Raw genomic sequence first — 19,941 nt, 5'->3', positions numbered from 1 at the left:
CTTAAGAGTGAAGGTGAATCCATGACTACATCGACTGTAAAAACCAACCTGCTGGGTCTGACTCAGCTGGAAATGGAAAAATTCTTCGACTCAATCGGGGAGAAGCGTTTCCGTGCCGGTCAGGTAATGAAATGGATTCACCACCTTGGCGTCGATGATTTCGACGCCATGACGAACGTCAGCAAAGCCTTGCGCGACAAGCTCAAGGCCATTGCTGAAGTCCGCGGCCCTGAAGTGGTCAGCGAGGACATTTCCACCGACGGCACCCGTAAATGGGTGGTGCGCGTGGCGTCCGGTAGCTGCGTCGAGACCGTGTACATTCCCCAGGGCAAACGCGGCACTTTGTGCGTTTCGTCCCAGGCAGGCTGTGCCCTGGATTGCAGTTTCTGCTCCACCGGCAAGCAAGGTTTCAACAGCAACCTCACCGCCGCCGAAGTCATCGGTCAGGTGTGGATTGCCAATAAATCGTTCGGCAGCATCCCGGCGACCGCCGACCGTGCCATCACCAACGTGGTGATGATGGGCATGGGTGAACCGCTGCTGAACTTCGACAACGTCGTGGCCGCCATGCATCTGATGATGGATGACCTGGGCTATGGGATCTCCAAGCGCCGTGTAACCCTGTCTACTTCGGGTGTGGTGCCGATGATCGATGAGCTGTCCAAGCACATCGACGTCTCCCTGGCGTTGTCCCTGCACGCACCGAACGACGCATTGCGTAACCAATTGGTGCCGATCAACAAGAAGTATCCGCTTAAGATGCTGCTCGAGTCGTGCCAGCGCTACATGTCGTCCCTGGGCGAGAAGCGCGTGCTGACCATCGAGTACACCTTGCTCAAGGACATCAACGACAAGGTTGAACACGCGGTCGAAATGATCGAGTTGCTCAAGAACATCCCGTGCAAGATCAACCTGATTCCGTTCAACCCGTTCCCGCATTCCGGTTATGAGCGTCCGAGCAACAACGCCATTCGCCGTTTCCAGGATCAGCTTCACCATGCCGGCTTCAATGTCACCGTACGCACCACCCGCGGTGAAGACATCGATGCCGCGTGTGGCCAATTGGTAGGGCAGGTGCAGGATCGCACCCGTCGCAGCGAACGTTATATCGCCGTGCGCGAGTTAAGCGCCGAAAACGATATCGCGCAGAACGCTGCGAACAATAATTAAGAGAGGATCTCAATGTCCCTGCGCTTCGCGCTGCTATTGCTGTTGGCCAGCCTGTGTGCTGGTTGTGTCCTGTCGGGCGATTTCAACCCGATGAAGACCAGCAAGGGCCGCGATGAAGCGCGTGCCGCCTATGTACAGCTGGGCTTGGGCTACTTGCAACAAGGCATGACCGAACGGGCGAAAGTACCGTTGAAGAAAGCGTTGGATCTGGATGACTCGGATCCAGACGCCAACGCTGCGTTGGGTCTGGTGTTTCAGGCCGAGATGGAGCCGGAGTTCGCCGACCAGCATTTTCGCAAGGCACTGTCTTCGCGTCCTACCGATGCGCGAATCCTGAACAACTACGGTAGTTTTCTTTTCGAAGAGAAACGGTACAAAGAGGCGTACGAGCGCTTTGAACAGGCTGCCGCCGATACCTTGTATCCTGAGCGTTCGCGGGTGTTCGAGAACCTCGGCATGACCGCTTCAAAGCTGGGGCAGCGTGATTTGGCCAAACAGCAGTTGGAAAAATCCCTGCGTTTGAATCGCCAACAGCCACGTGCATTGCTGGAAATGGCTGAGTTGTCCTTCGAAGACAGGCATTATGTGCCCGCGCGTGACTATTACGATCGTTTTAGCCTGCTCACGGAGCAAAATGCACGTAGTCTATTGCTCGGCGTTCGGCTGGCAAAGGTGTTTGAAGATCGCGACAAGGCCGCCAGTTTTGGCCTGCAACTAAAACGACTCTATCCCGGTACGCCGGAATATCAGCAATACCTGTCGGAGCAATGATGAAAGCGGCGCATCCCGAAGTTGTAGCAGCGAATCGCGTTAACCCCGGTGAGACCTTGCGCCAGGCCCGCGAAAGCAATGGCTGGTCGCTGGCCGAAGTGGCCCTCAAGCTCAACCTCACCGTCAATTCCCTGAGCAATCTGGAAGCCGGCGCTTTCGACAAGCTGCCTGGGCATACTTTTGCTCGCGGGTATATTCGCGCCTACGCGAAATTGCTGGGCATGGATCAGACCGCACTGGTCCAGCAATTCGACCAATCCACCGGCACTGACTCCCAGGGCAGCAATGTTCATAGCCTGGGACGTATTGAAGAGCCGGTTCGGGTTTCCCATACCATTTTGCGAATTGTCAGCCTACTGTTGCTGCTGGCTGTGATCGGCGGTGGATTTGTCTGGTGGCAGGATCAAACCTCGTTGCGCACCAAGGAAGTGACGAGCCTGAGCCCGGAGCACGTTGAAGTCGAGGGTGCTGACGGCACCACCCAGATCCATCCGCTGGACGAGCCGGAAGACCAGGCTGTCGCGGAAGGTCAAGCGGAAGGCACAACCGCTCTCGCATTGCCGCAAGCCGAAACGTCCGATGAGGCTCCGGCTGTTGCTGAAGCAGTAGTTCCGGCTGCACCGGCGACTCCCGCGCCCGCAGCACCGACGCACAACGCTGCGCCGGTTGTCGCGACGCCGGTAGCGCCTGCTCCGACTGCTCTTGTTGTATCGGCCCCGCCTGCGTCCGCTTCGGTAACGCCAACCATCCCCGCACCAGCAGCGGCTGCACCGGTTGCCGGCCAGGGGCAGGTTCAACTGCAATTCACCGCCGATTGCTGGACGCAAGTCACCGACGGCAGCGGCAAAGTGTTGTTGAGCGGTCTCAAGCGTAAAGGCGAAAACGTTTCTGTCAGCGGCAAACCACCCATTTCCGTGCGTCTGGGCTTCGCCCGTGGCGCGCAGGTCAGCTACAACGGGCAGGTGGTTGATGTTGCTCCGTTCACCAGTGGCGAGACTGCTCGCCTGAAGTTGGGTCAATAAGTCATGCACGGCGAATCTCCAATCAAACGTCGCGAATCGCGCAAGATCTGGGTCGGTAACGTGCCCGTTGGCGGCGATGCGCCTATCGCTGTGCAGAGCATGACCAACAGCGACACCAATGACGTAGCCGCCACCGTCGCCCAGATCAATCGTCTGGAAGCCGCTGGCGTCGATATCGTGCGCATTTCCGTGCCGGACATGGACGCCGCCGAAGCGTTCGGCAAGATCAAGCAACTGGTCAAGGTTCCACTGGTTGCCGACATTCACTTCGACTACAAGATCGCTCTGCGCGTAGCCGAACTGGGCGTTGACTGCCTGCGGATCAACCCGGGCAATATCGGTCGCGAAGACCGCGTGCGTGCAGTAGTCGATGCCGCCCGTGATCGCGGGATTCCGATTCGCATTGGTGTGAACGCTGGTTCGCTGGAAAAAGACCTGCAAAAGAAATACGGCGAGCCGACCCCGGCTGCGTTGGTCGAGTCTGCCTTGCGTCACGTCGAGCACCTTGAGCGCCTGAATTTTCAGGACTTCAAGGTCAGCGTCAAAGCCTCCGATGTGTTCATGGCCGTCGCCGCTTACCGTTTGCTGGCCAAGGAAATCGTCCAGCCGCTGCACCTGGGCATCACCGAAGCCGGTGGTTTGCGTTCAGGCACGGTGAAATCCGCTGTGGGCCTCGGTATGCTGCTCGCCGAAGGGATTGGCGATACTATTCGCATCTCGTTGGCGGCCGACCCGGTCGAGGAAGTGAAAGTCGGCTACGACATTCTCAAATCCCTGCACCTGCGTTCCCGTGGCATTAACTTCATCGCCTGCCCAAGCTGCTCTCGGCAGAACTTCGATGTGGTCAAAACCATGAACGAGCTGGAAGGACGCCTCGAAGACCTGCTGGTGCCGCTGGATGTCGCGGTCATCGGTTGCGTGGTCAACGGGCCAGGCGAAGCCAAGGAAGCCCATATCGGCTTGACCGGCGGCACGCCAAACCTGATTTATATCGACGGCAAGCCTGCGCAGAAACTGACGAATGACAATCTGGTGGATGAGCTTGAACGCTTGATCCGTCAGAAAGCGGCCGAAAAGGTCGAAGCCGACGCAGCTGTAATCGCTCGCGGCTGATCGAACGAATTTAAGGATTTATAGTGAGCAAGTCTCTGCAAGCCATTCGTGGCATGAACGACATCCTGCCCGAACAGACTCCCCTGTGGCGTCATTTCGAGGGCACTGTCTCGCGTTTGCTGGATAACTACGGTTACAAGCAGATCCGCATGCCGATCGTCGAGTTCACCGAGCTGTTCAAACGCTCGATCGGTGAAGTGACCGACATCGTCGAAAAAGAGATGTACACCTTCGACGACCGCAACGGCGACTCCCTGACCCTGCGCCCTGAAGGCACGGCGGCCTGCGTACGTGCGGTGCTTGAGCACGGCATCACCGGTGGTGGCCAGGTGCAGAAACTCTGGTACATCGGCCCGATGTTCCGCCACGAACGTCCGCAGAAAGGCCGTTATCGCCAGTTTCACCAGATCGGTTGCGAAGTCTTCAATCTCGACGGTCCGGACATCGATGCCGAGCTGATCGTACTGACCTGGCGCCTGTGGGGCGAGCTGGGCATCCGTGATGCGGTCAAGCTCGAACTCAATAGCCTGGGCACCGCCGAGTCCCGCGGTCGCTATCGCGAAGCGCTGGTCGAGTTCCTCTCGGCCCGCCTGGACAAGCTGGACGAAGACAGCCAGCGCCGTCTGAAGACCAACCCATTGCGGGTTCTGGATACCAAGAACGCTGACACTCAAGCCGTGCTGGTCGACGCGCCAAGAATGGCCGACTACCTCGACGAAGAGTCTCGTGTGCACTTCGAGGGCCTCAAGGCTCGCCTGGACACCGCCGGCATTCCTTACGTGATCAACCCGAAGCTGGTACGCGGGCTGGATTACTACAGCAAGACCGTCTTCGAATGGGTCACCGACCAGTTGGGCGCTCAAGGCACTGTGTGTGCCGGTGGTCGTTACGATGGTCTGGTGGAGCAGATGGGCGGCAAGCCGACCCCGGGCGTTGGTTTCGCCATGGGTATCGAGCGCCTGGTGCTGCTGCTTGAAACCCTGGAGCAGATCCCGGAAGAAATCTCCCGTCAGGTCGACGTCTATCTCTGCGCCTTCGGTGAAGCCGCCGAGTTGGCGGGTCTGGCCTTGAGTGAGCGTGTTCGTGATCAATTGCCCAACCTGCGCCTGCAAGTGAATGCCGGCGCCGGTAGCTTCAAAAGCCAGTTCAAGAAAGCCGACAAGAGCGGTGCGCTGTACGCGCTGATCCTCGGTGACGACGAAATGGCCCAGCAAGTGGTAGGTTTCAAACCCCTGCGTGGCCAGGGCGAACAACAAAGCATTGCCTGGGATGCGCTTGCTGCACACCTGGCCACCTGCGTCGTGCAGGGTTGAAGCTGTCAAACAGCCGATTTAGCGATTAAGGAGTATTGGGGTGTCGAGTACCGAAGACGAACATCTGGCGGATTTTAAGGACTGGTGGACACGCAACGGCAAGCCCCTGGTCACTGGCGGCCTGTTGGCGCTTGTCATCGTGTTCGGCTGGCAGGCCTTTCACAAGTATCAGAGCAATCAGTCGCAAGGCGCCTCGATGCTTTATCAGCAACTGCTGGAAACCACGCTGACGCCCGACGGTAAGCCTGATGCCGCCCGTGTTACGGACCTGGCCGGCAAGCTCAACAGTGAGTTCGGCGGTAGCGCTTACGCGCAATACGGCAGCCTGTTCGTGGCGAAAGTCGCGGTCGACAGCGGCAAGCTGGATGACGCGGCCAGCGAGCTGAAAGCCATCGTGGCCAAACCGGCCAACCCGGCGCTGGGCGAAATTGCTCGTCAGCGTCTGGCGCAGGTACTGGCCGCGCAGAACAAGGCCGATGAAGCCCTGAAACTGCTCGAAGGTGATGCCGATAAAGCATTCCTGGCCACTCGCGAAGAACTCAAAGGCGACCTGCTGGTGCAGTTGGGTCGTACCGATGAAGCGAACGCGGCGTATCAAAAAGCCAAGGCGGCACTGTCGGATGAAGCGGCGGTCGGCGGCCTACAAATCAAGCTGGACGACCTGGCCAAAGGGGATGCGTGACGTGATTCGTTGGAAACATGCAGCATTGCTGGCTCTGGCCATATTGGCCGCGGGTTGCAGCAGCAACAGCAAAAAAGAATTGCCACCGGCCGAGTTGACCGACTTCAAAGAAGAAGTGGTTCTGCAAAAGCAGTGGAGTCGTTCGATCGGTGACGGTCAGGGCGTAACGTACAACATGCTGGTTCCGGCGATCGATGGCGATACTATCTATGCCGCCGACGTCACCGGTGTGGTGATGGCGATGGATCGCAGCAATGGCGACGTCAAATGGAAGAAAGATCTCGAGCTGCCTGTTTCCGGCGCCGTTGGCGTGGGTTACGGTCTGCTAGTGTTCGGTACCACCAAGGGCGAAATTGTTGCCCTGGACGCCAGCAGCGGTGAAGAGAAATGGCGCGCTCGCGTGTCCAGTGAAGTCCTCGCACCGCCGGCCAACAACGGTGATGTCGTTGTAGTTCAGACTCAGGATGACCGTCTGATCGGTCTGGATGCCGCTACCGGTACCCAGCGCTGGTTGTATGACAGCACTCCAGCGGTATTGACCCTGCGCGGCACCAGTGCGCCGATCGTCACCAACCGCCTCGCGGTGGCTGGCCTGTCGACCGGTAAAGTGGTCGCTCTCGATATTTCCAACGGCGTGCCGGTATGGGAACAGCGTGTTGCGATTCCACAAGGCCGTTCGGAACTGGAGCGCGTTGTCGATATCGACGGTGGCCTGCTGCTGTCTGGCGGTACGCTGTATGTCGCCAGCTATCAGGGTCGCGTTGCGGCACTGGATCTGGAAAGCGGTCGTCAGCTCTGGCAGCGTGATGCTTCCAGCTATGCCGGTGTCGCTCAGGGTTTTGGCAGCGTTTACGTGAGCCTGTCTTCGGGCACCGTTGAAGGCGTCGACGAACGTTCCACCACAGCCTTGTGGAGCAACGATTCGCTGGCCCGTCGTCAACTGTCGGCTCCGGAAGTGTTCTCCAGCTATGTTGCAGTCGGTGATATGGAAGGTTACTTGCATCTGCTGAGCCAGGTCGACGGTCGTTTCGTCGGCCGCGAGCGCATCGACAGCGACGGCCTGCGTGCCCGTCCGCTGGTGGTGGGTGACACGATTTATCTGTATGGCAACAGCGGCAAACTGGAAGCCCTGACCATTAAGTAAAGGTTTGACTATGCTTGGGGTTAGTTCCCCAAGCGGCCCCGTTTTGCGGGGCTCGCAGCGCTTACAGGCGCTGCCCCGAGCACCAGCCGCTGCCTCGCAGCGGCTTTTGTATTTTCTGAAATAACGAAGTGGAGAGCCGCATGGTTCCCGTAATCGCCCTGGTGGGCCGACCGAACGTCGGCAAGTCCACCTTGTTCAACCGCCTGACCAGGACTCGCGACGCCATCGTCGGCGACTTGTCCGGTCTGACCCGTGATCGCCAATACGGTGAGGCCAAGTGGCAAGGGCGTTCCTACATTCTGGTCGACACCGGCGGTATCTCCGGTGACGAGCACGGTATGGACGAAAAAATGGCCGAGCAGTCGCTGCTGGCCATTGAAGAAGCGGATGTCGTTCTGTTCCTGGTAGATGCCAAGGCCGGTTTCACCGCCGCCGACCAGATGATCGCCGAGCATTTGCGCAAACGTAACAAGCGTTCTTACGTGGTTGCCAACAAGGTCGACAACATCGACCCTGAAATGGCCCGCGCCGAATTCGCCCCGTTGGGCATGGGCCACGCGATTCCGATCGCCGGTGCCCACGGTCGTGGCATCACCCAGATGCTGGAAATCGCCCTGAGCACCTTCCCGAAAGACGAAGAAGAGCCAGAAGACGGCGATGAAGAGATCGTTGCTGAAGGCGAGGAAGCCAAGCGCATTCCTGGCCCGAGCGAAAAAGACGGGATCAAGATCGCCATCATCGGCCGCCCGAACGTCGGCAAGTCGACGCTGGTCAACCGTATGCTCGGTGAAGACCGGGTAATCGTTTATGACGAGCCCGGCACCACCCGCGACAGTATCTACATCCCGTTTGAGCGTAACGACGAGAAGTACACGCTGATCGACACCGCTGGTGTGCGCAAGCGCGGCAAGATCCACGAAGAAGTTGAAAAATTCTCCGTGGTCAAAACCCTGCAAGCCATCAAAGATGCCAACGTGGTGATCTTTGTGATGGACGCCCGCGAAGGCGTGGTCGACCACGACCTCAACCTACTGGGCTTCGCCATTGAGTCGGGTCGTGCGCTGGTGATCGCGATCAACAAGTGGGACGGCATGACGCCGAGCGAGCGCGACTTCGTGAAGGTCGAGCTGCAGCGTCGACTGTTCTTCGTTGACTACGCCGACATTCACTTCATCTCGGCCCTGCACGGCACGGGCGTGGGCAACCTCTACGCCTCCGTACAGAACTCGTTCAAGTCTGCGGTCACCCGCTGGCCAACCAACCGCCTGACCACGATTCTGGAAGATGCGGTCGGTGAGCACGCGCCGCCGATGGTCAACAACCGCCGGATCAAGCTGCGTTATGCCCACTTGGGTGGCGCGAACCCGCCGATCATCGTGATTCACGGTAACCAGATCGAAAAGGTGCCGAAGTCTTACGTGCGTTATCTGGAAAACACTTACCGTCGTGTCTTGAAGCTGGTCGGTACGCCGATCCGCATCGAGTTCAAGGGCGGCGAGAACCCGTACGAAGGCAACAAGAACTCGCTCACCGACCGTCAGGTCAACAAGAAGCGTCGCATGATGTCGCACCACAAGAAAGCCGACAAGAAGCGCCGCGACAAGCGCTGATTCACGACTGCCGATTATCGTTCCCACGCTCTGCGTGGGAACGATCAAATTAAAGAGGGGCGCCAATGGGCGCCCTTTTTTTATGGGCGCCGTTTGGGCTATCCTCGGGCTCTCCCGCGCCGCCGTTAGCGCCGGGTGTAGAGCAGGAAATCACCGATGATCACCAGTAAGCTGCCGAATGTCGGCATCACTATCTTCACTCAGATGTCTCAGCTGGCGGCGCAAACCGGGGCGCTGAATCTGTCCCAGGGTTTTCCCGATTTTGATGCCCCGCAGGCTCTGTGCGATGCGGTCGGTCGGCATATCGCCAATGGCCACAACCAGTATTCGCCGATGACCGGCCTGCCGGCGTTGCGTCAGCAGATTGCGGCGAAGATCGCCCGCAGCTACGGCGTCAATGTGGATGCCGACCATGAAGTGACAGTCACCCCCGGCGCCACTCAAGCGATCTTCTGTGCGATTCAGGCCGTTATCCATAGCGGCGACGAAGTGATCGTGTTCGATCCGTGCTACGACAGCTACGAGCCGTCGGTGGAACTGGCGGGTGGTCGTTGCGTCCATGTGCAACTCGGTTTGAATGACTTTGCCATCGACTTTCAGAAGCTTGCCGAAGCGATTACGCCGCGCACCCGGATGATCGTTCTCAACTCTCCGCATAACCCAAGCGGCGCGCTGATCAGTCGTGCCGAACTGGATCAGTTGGCGGCGTTGATTCGCGATCGCGACATCTACATCGTCAGCGACGAAGTCTACGAACACCTGGTCTTCGACGGCGTGCCTCACGTCAGCGTGCTGAATCACGAAGAGCTGTATCAACGCGCCTTCGTAGTCAGTTCTTTCGGCAAGACATACCACGTCACTGGCTGGAAAACCGGCTACGTGGTCGCGCCGCCGGCGCTCACCGCCGAGCTGCGCAAGGTTCACCAATACGTCAGTTTCTGCGGCGTAACGCCGCTGCAATACGCCTTGGCCGACTACATGGCCGAGCACCCGGAACACGTCGAGGAACTGCCGGCGTTCTATCAGGCCAAGCGCGATCTGTTCTGCGATCTGCTGACGCCGTCGCGCTTCAGCTTCACCCGAGTGGCCGGTACGTATTTCCAGTTGGTCGATTACTCGCAGATCCGTCCGGGGCTCAACGATGTCGAGATGGCGTTGTGGATGACCCGCGAACATGGCGTGGCGAGCATCCCGATCTCGGTGTTCTACCAGACTCCGCCCGAAGGCCAGCGCCTGGTGCGCCTGTGCTTCGCCAAACGCGAGGAGACGCTGCGTGAAGCAGCGGCAAAACTATGCGTGATCTGAGCGCGCTACCTAATCTGAACATCGCGCTGATCCAGACCACCCTGGCCTGGCACGATCGTCAGGCCAATCTGGAGCATTTCGAGCCGTTGCTGGAACAGGCTCGCGGCGCTGACCTGATCATTCTGCCGGAGATGTTCACCACCGGTTTTTCCATGGAGTCGGAAACTCTCGCCGAGCCGGAAAATGGTCCGACCAGTAAATGGCTGCGAATTCAGGCTGCGAAACTGGATGCGGTGATCACCGGCAGCGTGATCGTCCAGGCGGCTGACGGCAGCCATCGCAATCGCCTGTTGTGGGCGCGGCCGGACGGGGAGGTCTGGCACTACGACAAGCGCCATCTGTTCCGCATGGCTGGTGAGCACAACCACTACACGCCCGGCGAGCGCCAGGTGCAGTTCGAGCTCAAGGGCTGGCGAGTGCGGCCGCTGATTTGCTACGACCTGCGCTTTCCGGTCTGGAGCCGCGATTCTCAGGACACCGACCTGTTGCTGTACACCGCCAACTGGCCGGGTGCACGGCGTCAGCACTGGAACCGTTTGCTGCCAGCGCGGGCGATCGAAAACCTCTGCTACGTGGCGGCGGTGAATCGCATTGGTACCGATGGAAAAGGCTTCGCGTATACCGGCGACAGTCAGGTGCTGGACTTTCAGGGTGAGACATTGCTCAGCGCCGGCGAAGCGGATGGGGTGTTCAAGGTCGTTCTGGATGCGGCGGAACTGGCAGCTTACCGCACGCGCTTTCCGGCGAATCTGGATGCGGATACGTTCGAGTTCACGTAACCGATCAACAAAAAGGCCCCGAGGTTCTCACCCCGGGGCCTTTTGCATTTCAGCGAAGGCTTACGCCGCTTTCGCCTCCGGCTGGCTCAGCGAGCGGTTCAGTGCGCTGAACAGGGCCTTGAAGCTGGCGGTGGTGATGTTTTCATCGATACCGACGCCGTGCACTGCACGTTCCCCGTTCACTCGCAGTTCAATGTAGGCCGCAGCCTTGGCATTGGTGCCCGAACCGATGGCGTGTTCGTTGTAGTCCATGATTTCAACCGGAATCGGCAGACCGGCCACTAGCGCTTCCAGGGCACCGTTGCCCTTGCCACGCCAGTGCAGGTTGGTTTCACCCTGACCTTTGCTGGAGACTTCCACTTCCACGGCGCTATGACCGTTTTCTTCCTGCAGGCGATGGCTGACCAGCGCGTACGGCGTGTTGGCCTGCAAGTACTCGCTGTGCAGCAACGCGTGGATCTGCTTGGCGGTCATCTCGAGGCCAAGGCGATCGGTTTCACGCTGCACCACCTGGCTGAACTCGATCTGCATGCGACGCGGCAAGCTGATGCCGTATTCCTGTTCCAGCAGGTAGGCGATACCGCCCTTGCCCGACTGGCTGTTGACGCGGATCACCGCCTCGTAGCTGCGGCCGATATCGGCCGGGTCGATCGGCAAGTACGGCACTTCCCAGAGAGCGTCCGGTTTCTGCTGGGCGAAGCCCTTGCGGATGGCGTCCTGGTGGGAGCCGGAGAACGCGGTGTGAACCAGGTCGCCGACGTACGGGTGACGTGGGTGCACCTGGATCTGGTTGCATTCTTCGACGACTTTACGCACGCCGTCGATGTCGGAGAAGTCCAGCTCAGGGTGAATGCCCTGGGTGTAGAGGTTCAGTGCCACGGTCACAAGATCGACGTTACCGGTGCGCTCGCCGTTGCCGAACAGGCAGCCTTCGACACGGTCAGCACCGGCCATCAGGCCCAGCTCGGTGGCGGCCACGCCGGTGCCACGGTCGTTGTGGGTGTGCAGGCTGATGATCACGCTGTCACGACGGTTGATGTGACGGCCGAACCATTCGATCTGGTCGGCATAGATGTTCGGGGTCGCGCATTCGACGGTGGCCGGCAGGTTGAGGATCACCTTGTGCTCAGGCGTCGGGTTCCAGACTTCGATCACCGCGTCGCAGACTTCTTTGGCGAACTCGATCTCGGTAGCGCTGAAGGTTTCTGGCGAGTATTCGAAGGTCCACTCGGTGTTTGGCTGCTGGGCGGCGTATTTGACAAACAGCTTGGCCGCGTTCACGGCGATGGCCTTGACCCCTTCCTTATCCTGGTTGAAGACAATGCGGCGGAAGGACGGGGAGGTGGCGTTGTACAGGTGAACGATGGCTTTCTTCGCCCCGCGCAGGGATTCGAAGGTGCGCTCGATCAAATCTTCACGGCCCTGGGTCAGCACCTGAATGGTGGTGTCGTCCGGGATGTGGTTGCCTTCGATCAGGGTACGCACGAAGTCGAAGTCGGTTTGCGAAGCCGCCGGGAACGACGCTTCGATCTCTTTCACGCCGACCGACACCAGGGTTTTCCAGAAACGCAGCTTCTTGACCGCGTCCATTGGCTCGATCAGCGACTGGTTACCGTCACGAAGGTCGGAGCTGCACCAGATCGGCGCGGCGGTAATGGTCTTCGACGGCCAGGTGCGGTCCGGGATGTCGATGGTCGGGAACGCGCGGTATTTCGAAGACGGGTCTTTGAGCATGCTCATCGGGAAATCCTTATTGTGTGGGCCGAAAAAAGGCGGCCTGCCGGTGGATCAAATGTTCTTGGGGAAAAGCGTAGGGCGAGGCACCGCAAATTCAACCCGGCAGTCGTGCACTGACAAGGCACAGACTGCGGTGCTGGCGAAGCTGAATGAGGGTGTGAGAGGTTTTCATGCCTTCAACCCTAACCGCGAGGGCGAAGGATGGCAAGCGGTCTCAAAAAATTGAGAGGAATCCTCTAAAAGTCGTATTTATCGAGATTTAATTGCGGTGAAGGGTGGTGATTACTTTTATGTTTGCGCGAGGTTTGAACGATGCGCAATTGAAAGTTGGCGGCTGCGGCTCGGTCAGGGCGGCTATTCTTAAAGACTCAACAGGACTACTGGCAGGCAGGAGTCGGTGATGAACGAGTCAGATTGGAAGCTTTACAGCGCGTTGCGTCCGTTGGCCCATGAGCGCATGTGTATCCGCATCATGGAGGAGGTCGAGCGTACGGTGCTGGATAAAAGTCTGGTGCCTTATGAGCGGATAGAAGCCAGCGAAGAACTGCTGAAGGCCGGGCAAAAAGAGCTGTATTGGGCGTTTGGTGTTTTCAGGTTCTCACGACATGAGGCCCGCTCTCACTTGCTAGGGCTGTGTGCCCGAGAGTTGATTACGTCTGAGGAATTGACCGGCTTCTCAGAGGACACCCAGGCCTGGATCAAACACTGTCTGGCGGACCGGGAGGTCCATGGGATCGAGGACCTTGATGCGGAATAAACGGCGCCAGTGATACCGCCTTCGCGGGCAAGCCTTGCTCCTACAGGTTTTGTGTCGTTCGCAAAATTCGTGATAGACACCAAACCTGTAGGAGCAAGGCTTGCCCGCGAAGAGGCCAGTCGCCTCACTCAAAATTCAGGGCTGAAATGCACCTATAAAGATGGCCGGATCAACCCGCGCATCATTCAGGCTGACGTTCCAGTGCATATGCGGCCCGGTTGCGCGTCCAGTGGAACCGACCTTCCCGACCACCCCACCACGGGCCAATGGCTGGCCAACCGTCACGTCGATTTTCGACAGGTGGCAGAACATGCTGATAAAGCCTTGCCCATGATCGACAAACACCGTGTTGCCGTTGAAAAAGTAGTTACCGATCAGGATCACCTTGCCGGTAGCCGGGGTCTTGATCGGCGTACCGGCCGGCACGGCGAAGTCCAGGCCGGCGTGAGGATTGCGCTCCTCACCATTAAAGAACCGGCGCACGCCGAACTTGCTCGACAGCGGGCCATTGACCGGTTTGTCCAGCAGCAGATTGCTCGGCGTTTTCGGGCTGAAACTGCGGTAAGCCTGAATCTGCTCGGCCAGTTCGCCTTCGATGCGCTTGAGATTCTCCGGGTTCGGATTGACCTGCTGCGTATTCTTCAGGGTGATGTGCTGTTCCGGGTATTTCTTGCTGCCGACCGTGAAGTTGAGATTACGACCCCCGCTACTGACCTGCTGCGTGCCCGGTTTAACCGTCAGCGGCACGCCAACAATCGCCAGCCAATTGTTCTGGTCCTTGACCACCAATACCGGTTTGCCTTGATAACTGGCTTTCGGCGCCTGCGCAGCGGCGCCCAGATCCACTACGGCCACGCCGCCCGGCACCGGTTTGTTCAGCAGACGGGTGATGTAACTGTCGGCGTGGGCGTTGAAGGTCAGGCACAGCAACAGCAACGGAGCTAAAAAACGCGGCATGGATCAATCCAGTAAAGAAAGGGTGACAGGCGTCAGGTGATTGTCTTCGACCCGAACGTGTAGCTCGCCGTTGCCGAGTTTGGCTTTCAGGCGCTGACCTGTGTGGGTTTGCTCGGCGCTGCGAATCGCGTTGCCGCGTTCATCCAACAGAATGCTGTAGCCACGAGCAAGGGTCGCAAGAGGGCTGACCACATGCAGCGTCTGCATCTGGCTTTGCAGTTGCAGACGACGGGATTTGAGCCCTTCGCGCATCGCACGGGGCAGGCGTTCGGCAAGACTGTCGAGGCGCTGACGGAGCATCGCCAGTTGCCGACCGGGATGTTGCCCGGCGAGGCGGGTTTCCAGACGGATCAAGCGTTCGCGGCGGGTATTGAGGCTGCGTTCGAACGCGCGACGCATGCGCATGTCCAGGTCATCAAGGCGTTGCGCTTGCTGGCGCAGACGTTCGCCGGGATGACGAAGGCGACGAGACATGCCTTCCAGGCGCAGTCGATCACGCATCAAACGGTCGCGGATGCGCATCACCAGCCGTCGATGCAGGCTTTCGACCCGACGGACCAGATCGCTGGAATCCGGTGCGAGCAGTTCCGCGGCAGCGGAAGGCGTCGGGGCGCGGACGTCGGCCACGAAGTCACTGATCGACACGTCGGTTTCATGGCCGACGGCGCTGACAATCGGCGTCACGCAAGCATCCACGGCGCGGGCCACGGCTTCTTCGTTGAAGCACCAGAGGTCTTCCAGCGAACCGCCACCACGGGCCAGAATCAGCGCGTCGAAACCGCGGGCGTCCGCCAGTTTCAGTGCGCGGACAATCTGCGCAGTGGCTTCGCGGCCCTGCACGGCAGTGGGGATCAGCGTCAGCTGTACCTGTGGTGCGCGACGGCGGAATACGCTGATGATGTCGCGGATCACCGCACCGGTGGGCGAGCTGATGATGCCGATGCGTTGCGGATGCGCCGGCAACGGTACTTTGCTCTCGGCACTGAACAGGCCTTCGGCGCTGAGTTTTTCCTTCAGTGCATCGAAGGCCAAACGCAGCGCACCGTCACCGGCCGGCTCCACGGTATCGAGGATCAACTGATAGTCGCCGCGGCCCTCGAACAGCGAAACCTTGCCGCGGACCTTGACCGCCAGGCCATCCTTCAACGCCTGACGAACCCGTGCCGCGTTCTGCCGGAACAGTGCGCAACGCACCTGGGCGCCGCTGTCCTTGAGGGTGAAATACACATGGCCGGACGCCGGACGGGCGAGGTTGGAGATTTCGCCTTCAACCCAGATGTTGCTGAACACGTCTTCGAGCAACACCCGCGCGCGGCCGTTGAGTTGGCTGACAGTCAGGACTTCACGGTCCAGGCCGAGTCTTGCAAAGGGATCTTTAATCATGGGGCGCAGTTTAAAGGCATTCGGCGATCAATCTCCATGAGTCAGCGCAAATCCATTGTGGGAGCAAGCTCGCCCTCACAATGATCTGTGCAGGTTTTGATGAAGTGTTGAACCAGCGCCGTCGGATTCTGCCGGCAGGCGAGGGCGACGGTACTGTGGCAATCCGGATCGGCCAAGGGCAGGAAGTGGATGTCGGGCGGCGCAATGTCCTGCATCGACTCCGGCAGCAGGGCGATGCCGAACCCGGCCTGAATCAATTGCAGTTGCGTGGTTTTGCGCGACACAACCCGCGCCGCGTTCGGGAAGAATCCCTGACGCATGCACAACTCGGCGGACAGATAACTCAACCCGCCACGCTGAGGATGAGGAATGGAGATAAACGCTTCATTCTTGAGTTGCGCCAGATCGATGCCCTGAGCTGACTTATCCACAGCCAGCCTGTGATTGGGGGGAACGGCTAGCAGCAATCGTTCGCTATACAAAGGAACAATCTGCATGCCTTCACGTTGGCGCAACACTGGCAGGCGCAACAGTCCGACATCCACCCGACTGTCGGCCAGCGCTTCAAGTTGCGCTTCTGACGACAGCTTTACGATGTCCATGGACACGCCGCGATGCTGGCTCAGATAGTCACTGATGCCTCGCAGCAGGCGGCCACTCATAGGCACGGTGCTGGAATGGCTGAGGCGCAAGGTCCCGAGTTCTCCATTGCCGACTTGGGTGGCCATCTCGCTGGCTTTGGTCAGTTCGTTCAGCAGGTTTCTGGCTCGGGGCAAGAAGGCTTCACCGGCCGCCGTCAGTCGGGGCTGGCGTGCGGTGCGTTCAAACAATGGCGTTTGCAGCCGGGTTTCCATGTCCTTTATTTGCCGGCTCAGGGCCGACTGAGCAATGAACAGTCGTTCGGCGGCGGCGCTGAAACTCCCGCAGTCGGCGATTTCCACGAAGTAACGCAATTGGCGGGTTGAAAGCACCAGACATGCCTTTTTGAGATGGGTGGATGGCTTTGAAGATATTAGTCGCAAGACTCGGCGCTGGCTAAAGTCATCTCAGGTATACAAGGAAGACGTGCAAATGAATGTGTTTGAGCTTTTGAACCAATGGCCATTCGGTGCCACGGATTGGCTGGTGATCGGATTGGGCATCGCCCTGGCCTACATCGTGTTCGGTATCGCCGGTTTCGGCACCGCTTTGGTGGCGGGGCCGATTCTGATCGTGTTCATGCCACTGTCGAAAATCGTACCGCTGTTGGTGCTGCTCGATTTCGTCGCGGCGTTCGGCAATCTGCTGCCGTCGCGGCGGGATGTGGCGAAGCCCGAGTTGCTGCGGCTGCTGCCGTGCATGGCGGTGGGCTGCACGCTGGGGGTGATCTTTCTGCTGAACCTCAAATCCGATTTATTGCTGCTGTTGATGGGCTTGTTCATCAGCCTCTATGCGGTTTACAGCCTGTGGGTCAAAACCCGGCCGACGCAATTGTCCGCCGCTTGGGCAGTGCCGATGGGCATGGTCGGCGGGATGTTCGGGGCGCTGTTTGGCAGTGGCGGCTTTTTATATGCGATCTATTTGAACAGTCGGTTACCCAAAGAGGCGGCGCGGGCGACCCAGAGTGCGCTGATCAGTTGCAGCACCGTGGTGCGCTTGAGCCTGTTTGCTGTCGCGGGTGTGTATGCCGAGCTACCCTTGTTGGTATTGGCGTTGTGTTTGTTGCCGGCCATGGCATTAGGCCTGTGGATCGGTCGGCGGTTGACCATGAGATTGTCCCGCGAGGCATTCGTGCGGCTGGTGACCTGGTTGGTGCTGGCCAGTGGGATTGCCTTGATCGGACGATATTTGAGTACTTGACCTCTGAAGCCGGGTGCTTAAGCTGCCGGGCTTCTTTAAAGCGTTCGCAGCAGGCCGCACCATGAATTCGCAAAGCATCATCGTCCCGAAAATCTCCACACTGCCGGTGCACGAACCCCGGGCCCGGGCGGTCGTGCGTTGGCTGGTGCGCAAGAACATCATTAAAGAAGAACTGACCACCTGCGGCCGCACCGGCAACCGCATGGCTCATGCCATCGGCGACGGTGCCCGCGCTGTAGTGCTGCATCCTGAAGCGCTGCCGTTCGGCGAGCCGATCAATGGCCTGGAGATCATTACCAAGCGCTGCATCTATACGCCGGCCAAGGGTTTCCTTGAAGAGGCGGGCTGCGCCGAGTGCCGCAAGGAAGTCGGCGAAGCGCTGTTCGAAAGCCTGGAAGAATGGATGCCGGGGCGTACCGATAACTTCACCTGCCCGGAATGCGGACATGAAGATGACATCAACGGCTTTCTTTTCCTGCAGGAATGCGGCTTTTCCAACCTGGGTTTTATCTTCAACAACTGGGCCGAGGCCGGATTCAAGCAGAGCTTTATCGATGAGTTTACCGATTGGCTTGATCAGCCTGTGAGCTGGGTCAAGGTCGAACTGTAGGAGCGGTTCTTGCCCGCGAAGGGATCGACTCGGTGTATCTGATGTACCGCAGCGATGCCTTCGCGGGCAAGCCTCGCTCCTACGGGATTTGTGTACCCCAAACCCCCGTCGATCACTGCATCGATAATAGACAGAGTTTTACATTGAACCCGAGGGGGTGTCTGACTATAATGGCGCGCTTCCATTTTCCCGCTCGGGAGCCCCCGCGATGCTGCGTATCAGCCAAGAAGCTCTGACATTCGACGACATTCTCCTAGTGCCTGGTTATTCCGAGGTGCTTCCTAACGAAGTCAGTCTCAAGACCCGCCTAACCCGTGGCATCGAGCTGAATATTCCTCTGGTTTCTGCCGCCATGGACACCGTTACTGAAGCCCGTCTGGCAATCGCCATGGCTCAGGAAGGTGGCATCGGCATCATCCACAAGAACATGACCATCGAGCAGCAAGCTGCCGAAGTGCGCAAGGTCAAGCGTTACGAGGCCGGCGTGGTCAAGGACCCGATCACCATCGAGGCTGACGCCACGGTTCGTGAGCTGTTCGAACTGACCCGCATGCACAATATCTCCGGCGTTCCCGTGCTGCACGATGGCGACCTGGTCGGCATCGTCACCTCCCGCGACGTACGTTTCGAAAACCGTCTGGACGCCACCGTCCGTGAAGTGATGACGCCTAAAGAGCGTCTGGTCACGGTCAAGGAAGGCGCCGACAAGAACGACGTCCGCGAGTTGTTGCACAAAAACCGCATTGAACGCGTGCTGATCGTCGACGACAAGTTTGCCCTCAAAGGCATGATGACCGTCAACGACATCGAAAAAGCCAAGGCTTACCCGCTGGCCAGCAAAGACGATCAAGGTCGTCTGCGTGTTGGCGCTGCAGTCGGTACCGGTAAAGACACCGGTGATCGCGTAGCCGCCCTGGTCAATGCCGGCGTTGACGTGGTGGTGGTCGACACCGCTCACGGTCACTCCAAAGGTGTGATCGACCGCGTTCGCTGGGTCAAGCAGAACTTCCCGGAAGTGCAGGTCATCGGCGGCAACATCGCCACCGGCGCTGCCGCCAAGGCCCTGGCCGAAGCAGGCGCCGACGCCGTCAAGGTCGGTATCGGCCCTGGCTCGATCTGCACCACCCGTATCGTTGCCGGTGTCGGTGTCCCGCAAATCAGTGCCATCGCCAACGTCGCCGCTGCCCTTGAAGGCACTGGCGTTCCGTTGATCGCCGACGGCGGCATCCGCTTTTCCGGTGACCTGTCCAAGGCCATCGTTGCCGGTGCTTCCTGCGTGATGATGGGCTCGATGTTCGCCGGTACTGAAGAAGCGCCAGGCGAGATCGAATTGTTCCAGGGTCGTTCGTACAAGGCTTACCGCGGCATGGGTTCGCTGGGCGCCATGTCTCAGGCTCAAGGCTCCTCCGACCGTTACTTCCAGGACTCCTCGGCAGGCGCCGAGAAACTGGTTCCGGAAGGTATTGAAGGGCGTGTTCCTTACAAGGGCACCCTGAGCGCCATCATCCATCAACTGATGGGCGGCCTGCGTTCCTCGATGGGTTACACCGGCAGCGCCGACATCGAAGAAATGCGCACCAAGCCAGAGTTCGTGCGGATCACCGGTGCTGGCATGGCCGAATCCCACGTTCACGACGTACAAATCACCAAAGAAGCGCCAAACTACCGCGTAGGTTGAGGCTTCAAGCAAAAAGTTAAGTAACCGGGGCTGTTTTATTCAGCCCCGAGTTGTTTCTGAATCACGACTGT

Annotated in this window: 18 protein-coding genes; 14 read left to right on the top strand and 4 right to left on the bottom strand. The window is 59.1% G+C overall.

The annotated features are described in order from the left end of the window. Positions 1-21: 21 nt before the first annotated feature. The 10 genes from rlmN (at position 22) to ACYZT0_RS20390 (ending at position 10,909) form a co-directional block, all read left to right on the top strand. Complete coding sequence (rlmN, locus tag ACYZT0_RS20435) at positions 22-1,170, top strand: dual-specificity RNA methyltransferase RlmN (protein ID WP_462042737.1); 1,149 nt, start codon at positions 22-24, stop codon at positions 1,168-1,170. A 12-nt stretch (positions 1,171-1,182) separates the two neighbouring features. Further along, positions 1,183-1,941: a type IV pilus biogenesis/stability protein PilW gene (gene pilW, locus ACYZT0_RS20430; RefSeq protein WP_462042736.1), complete on the top strand. Its 759-nt coding sequence runs from the start codon at positions 1,183-1,185 to the stop codon at positions 1,939-1,941. Beyond that, positions 1,941-2,963 (top strand): RodZ domain-containing protein, encoded by a 1,023-nt coding sequence (locus tag ACYZT0_RS20425; RefSeq protein ID WP_462042735.1) that lies wholly within the window; start codon positions 1,941-1,943, stop codon positions 2,961-2,963. Before pilW ends, ACYZT0_RS20425 begins: the two co-directional genes overlap by 1 nt. A gap of 3 nt (positions 2,964-2,966) precedes the next feature. After that, positions 2,967-4,076: a flavodoxin-dependent (E)-4-hydroxy-3-methylbut-2-enyl-diphosphate synthase gene (gene ispG / locus ACYZT0_RS20420; protein WP_030129849.1), complete on the top strand. Its 1,110-nt coding sequence runs from the start codon at positions 2,967-2,969 to the stop codon at positions 4,074-4,076. Between the two features lie 23 nt (positions 4,077-4,099). Further along, complete coding sequence (hisS, locus tag ACYZT0_RS20415; RefSeq protein ID WP_462042734.1) at positions 4,100-5,389, top strand: histidine--tRNA ligase; 1,290 nt, start codon at positions 4,100-4,102, stop codon at positions 5,387-5,389. Between the two features lie 40 nt (positions 5,390-5,429). Next, on the top strand, positions 5,430-6,071 hold the full coding sequence (locus tag ACYZT0_RS20410; protein WP_462042733.1) for a tetratricopeptide repeat protein: 642 nt from the start codon (positions 5,430-5,432) through the stop codon (positions 6,069-6,071). Beyond that, a complete protein-coding gene (gene bamB / locus ACYZT0_RS20405; protein WP_462042732.1) occupies positions 6,064-7,215 on the top strand; it encodes an outer membrane protein assembly factor BamB in 1,152 nt (383 codons plus the stop codon). The genes ACYZT0_RS20410 and bamB overlap by 8 nt, the downstream gene beginning before the upstream one ends. Positions 7,216-7,355: 140 nt before the next feature. Further along, positions 7,356-8,825 carry a ribosome biogenesis GTPase Der gene (gene der, locus ACYZT0_RS20400; protein ID WP_462042731.1) on the top strand — a complete coding sequence of 490 codons (1,470 nt, stop codon included), beginning with the start codon at positions 7,356-7,358 and terminating at the stop codon, positions 8,823-8,825. Between the two features lie 156 nt (positions 8,826-8,981). Further along, positions 8,982-10,130 (top strand): pyridoxal phosphate-dependent aminotransferase, encoded by a 1,149-nt coding sequence (locus ACYZT0_RS20395; RefSeq protein ID WP_462042730.1) that lies wholly within the window; start codon positions 8,982-8,984, stop codon positions 10,128-10,130. Next, the gene (locus ACYZT0_RS20390; protein WP_462042729.1) at positions 10,118-10,909 is read left to right on the top strand and encodes an amidohydrolase; all 792 of its coding nucleotides are present in this window, start codon (positions 10,118-10,120) and stop codon (positions 10,907-10,909) included. Before ACYZT0_RS20395 ends, ACYZT0_RS20390 begins: the two co-directional genes overlap by 13 nt. A 60-nt stretch (positions 10,910-10,969) precedes the next feature. Here the strand turns inward: ACYZT0_RS20390 and leuA are convergent, their stop codons facing one another. Continuing rightward, positions 10,970-12,649, bottom strand: coding sequence for a 2-isopropylmalate synthase (gene leuA, locus ACYZT0_RS20385; protein ID WP_462042728.1), 1,680 nt, complete (start codon positions 12,647-12,649; stop codon positions 10,970-10,972). 397 nt (positions 12,650-13,046) lie between these two features. Between leuA and ACYZT0_RS20380 the strand changes: the two genes are divergently transcribed. Then, positions 13,047-13,403, top strand: coding sequence for a hypothetical protein (locus ACYZT0_RS20380; RefSeq protein ID WP_462042727.1), 357 nt, complete (start codon positions 13,047-13,049; stop codon positions 13,401-13,403). A gap of 135 nt (positions 13,404-13,538) precedes the next feature. Here the strand turns inward: ACYZT0_RS20380 and ACYZT0_RS20375 are convergent, their stop codons facing one another. Genes ACYZT0_RS20375 through ACYZT0_RS20365 form a run of 3 tightly spaced genes read right to left on the bottom strand, consistent with a single transcriptional unit; the run spans position 13,539 to position 16,714 of the window. Next, positions 13,539-14,360 carry a peptidoglycan DD-metalloendopeptidase family protein gene (locus ACYZT0_RS20375; RefSeq protein ID WP_462042726.1) on the bottom strand — a complete coding sequence of 274 codons (822 nt, stop codon included), beginning with the start codon at positions 14,358-14,360 and terminating at the stop codon, positions 13,539-13,541. Positions 14,361-14,363: 3 nt separating this feature from the next. Beyond that, on the bottom strand, positions 14,364-15,743 hold the full coding sequence (xseA, locus tag ACYZT0_RS20370; RefSeq protein ID WP_462042725.1) for an exodeoxyribonuclease VII large subunit: 1,380 nt from the start codon (positions 15,741-15,743) through the stop codon (positions 14,364-14,366). Between the two features lie 41 nt (positions 15,744-15,784). After that, on the bottom strand, positions 15,785-16,714 hold the full coding sequence (locus ACYZT0_RS20365) for a LysR family transcriptional regulator (RefSeq protein ID WP_462042724.1): 930 nt from the start codon (positions 16,712-16,714) through the stop codon (positions 15,785-15,787). Positions 16,715-16,814: 100 nt separating this feature from the next. Here ACYZT0_RS20365 and ACYZT0_RS20360 point away from each other — a divergent pair, with 100 nt between their 5' ends. The 3 genes from ACYZT0_RS20360 to guaB all read left to right on the top strand — a co-directional run bounded on the left by ACYZT0_RS20360 (position 16,815) and on the right by guaB (position 19,870). Beyond that, complete coding sequence (locus tag ACYZT0_RS20360; RefSeq protein ID WP_462042723.1) at positions 16,815-17,582, top strand: sulfite exporter TauE/SafE family protein; 768 nt, start codon at positions 16,815-16,817, stop codon at positions 17,580-17,582. A 61-nt stretch (positions 17,583-17,643) separates the two neighbouring features. Beyond that, positions 17,644-18,192, top strand: coding sequence for a sugar ABC transporter ATPase (locus tag ACYZT0_RS20355; RefSeq protein ID WP_462042722.1), 549 nt, complete (start codon positions 17,644-17,646; stop codon positions 18,190-18,192). A 208-nt stretch (positions 18,193-18,400) separates the two neighbouring features. Continuing rightward, on the top strand, positions 18,401-19,870 hold the full coding sequence (guaB, locus tag ACYZT0_RS20350; RefSeq protein ID WP_123368331.1) for an IMP dehydrogenase: 1,470 nt from the start codon (positions 18,401-18,403) through the stop codon (positions 19,868-19,870). Positions 19,871-19,941 lie beyond the last annotated feature (71 nt).

The sequence above is a fragment of the Pseudomonas sp. ZS1P83 genome, assembly GCF_054897825.1.
Note: the sequence above shows the minus strand (reverse complement) of the source record. Positions and strands in the feature narration are given on the sequence as shown.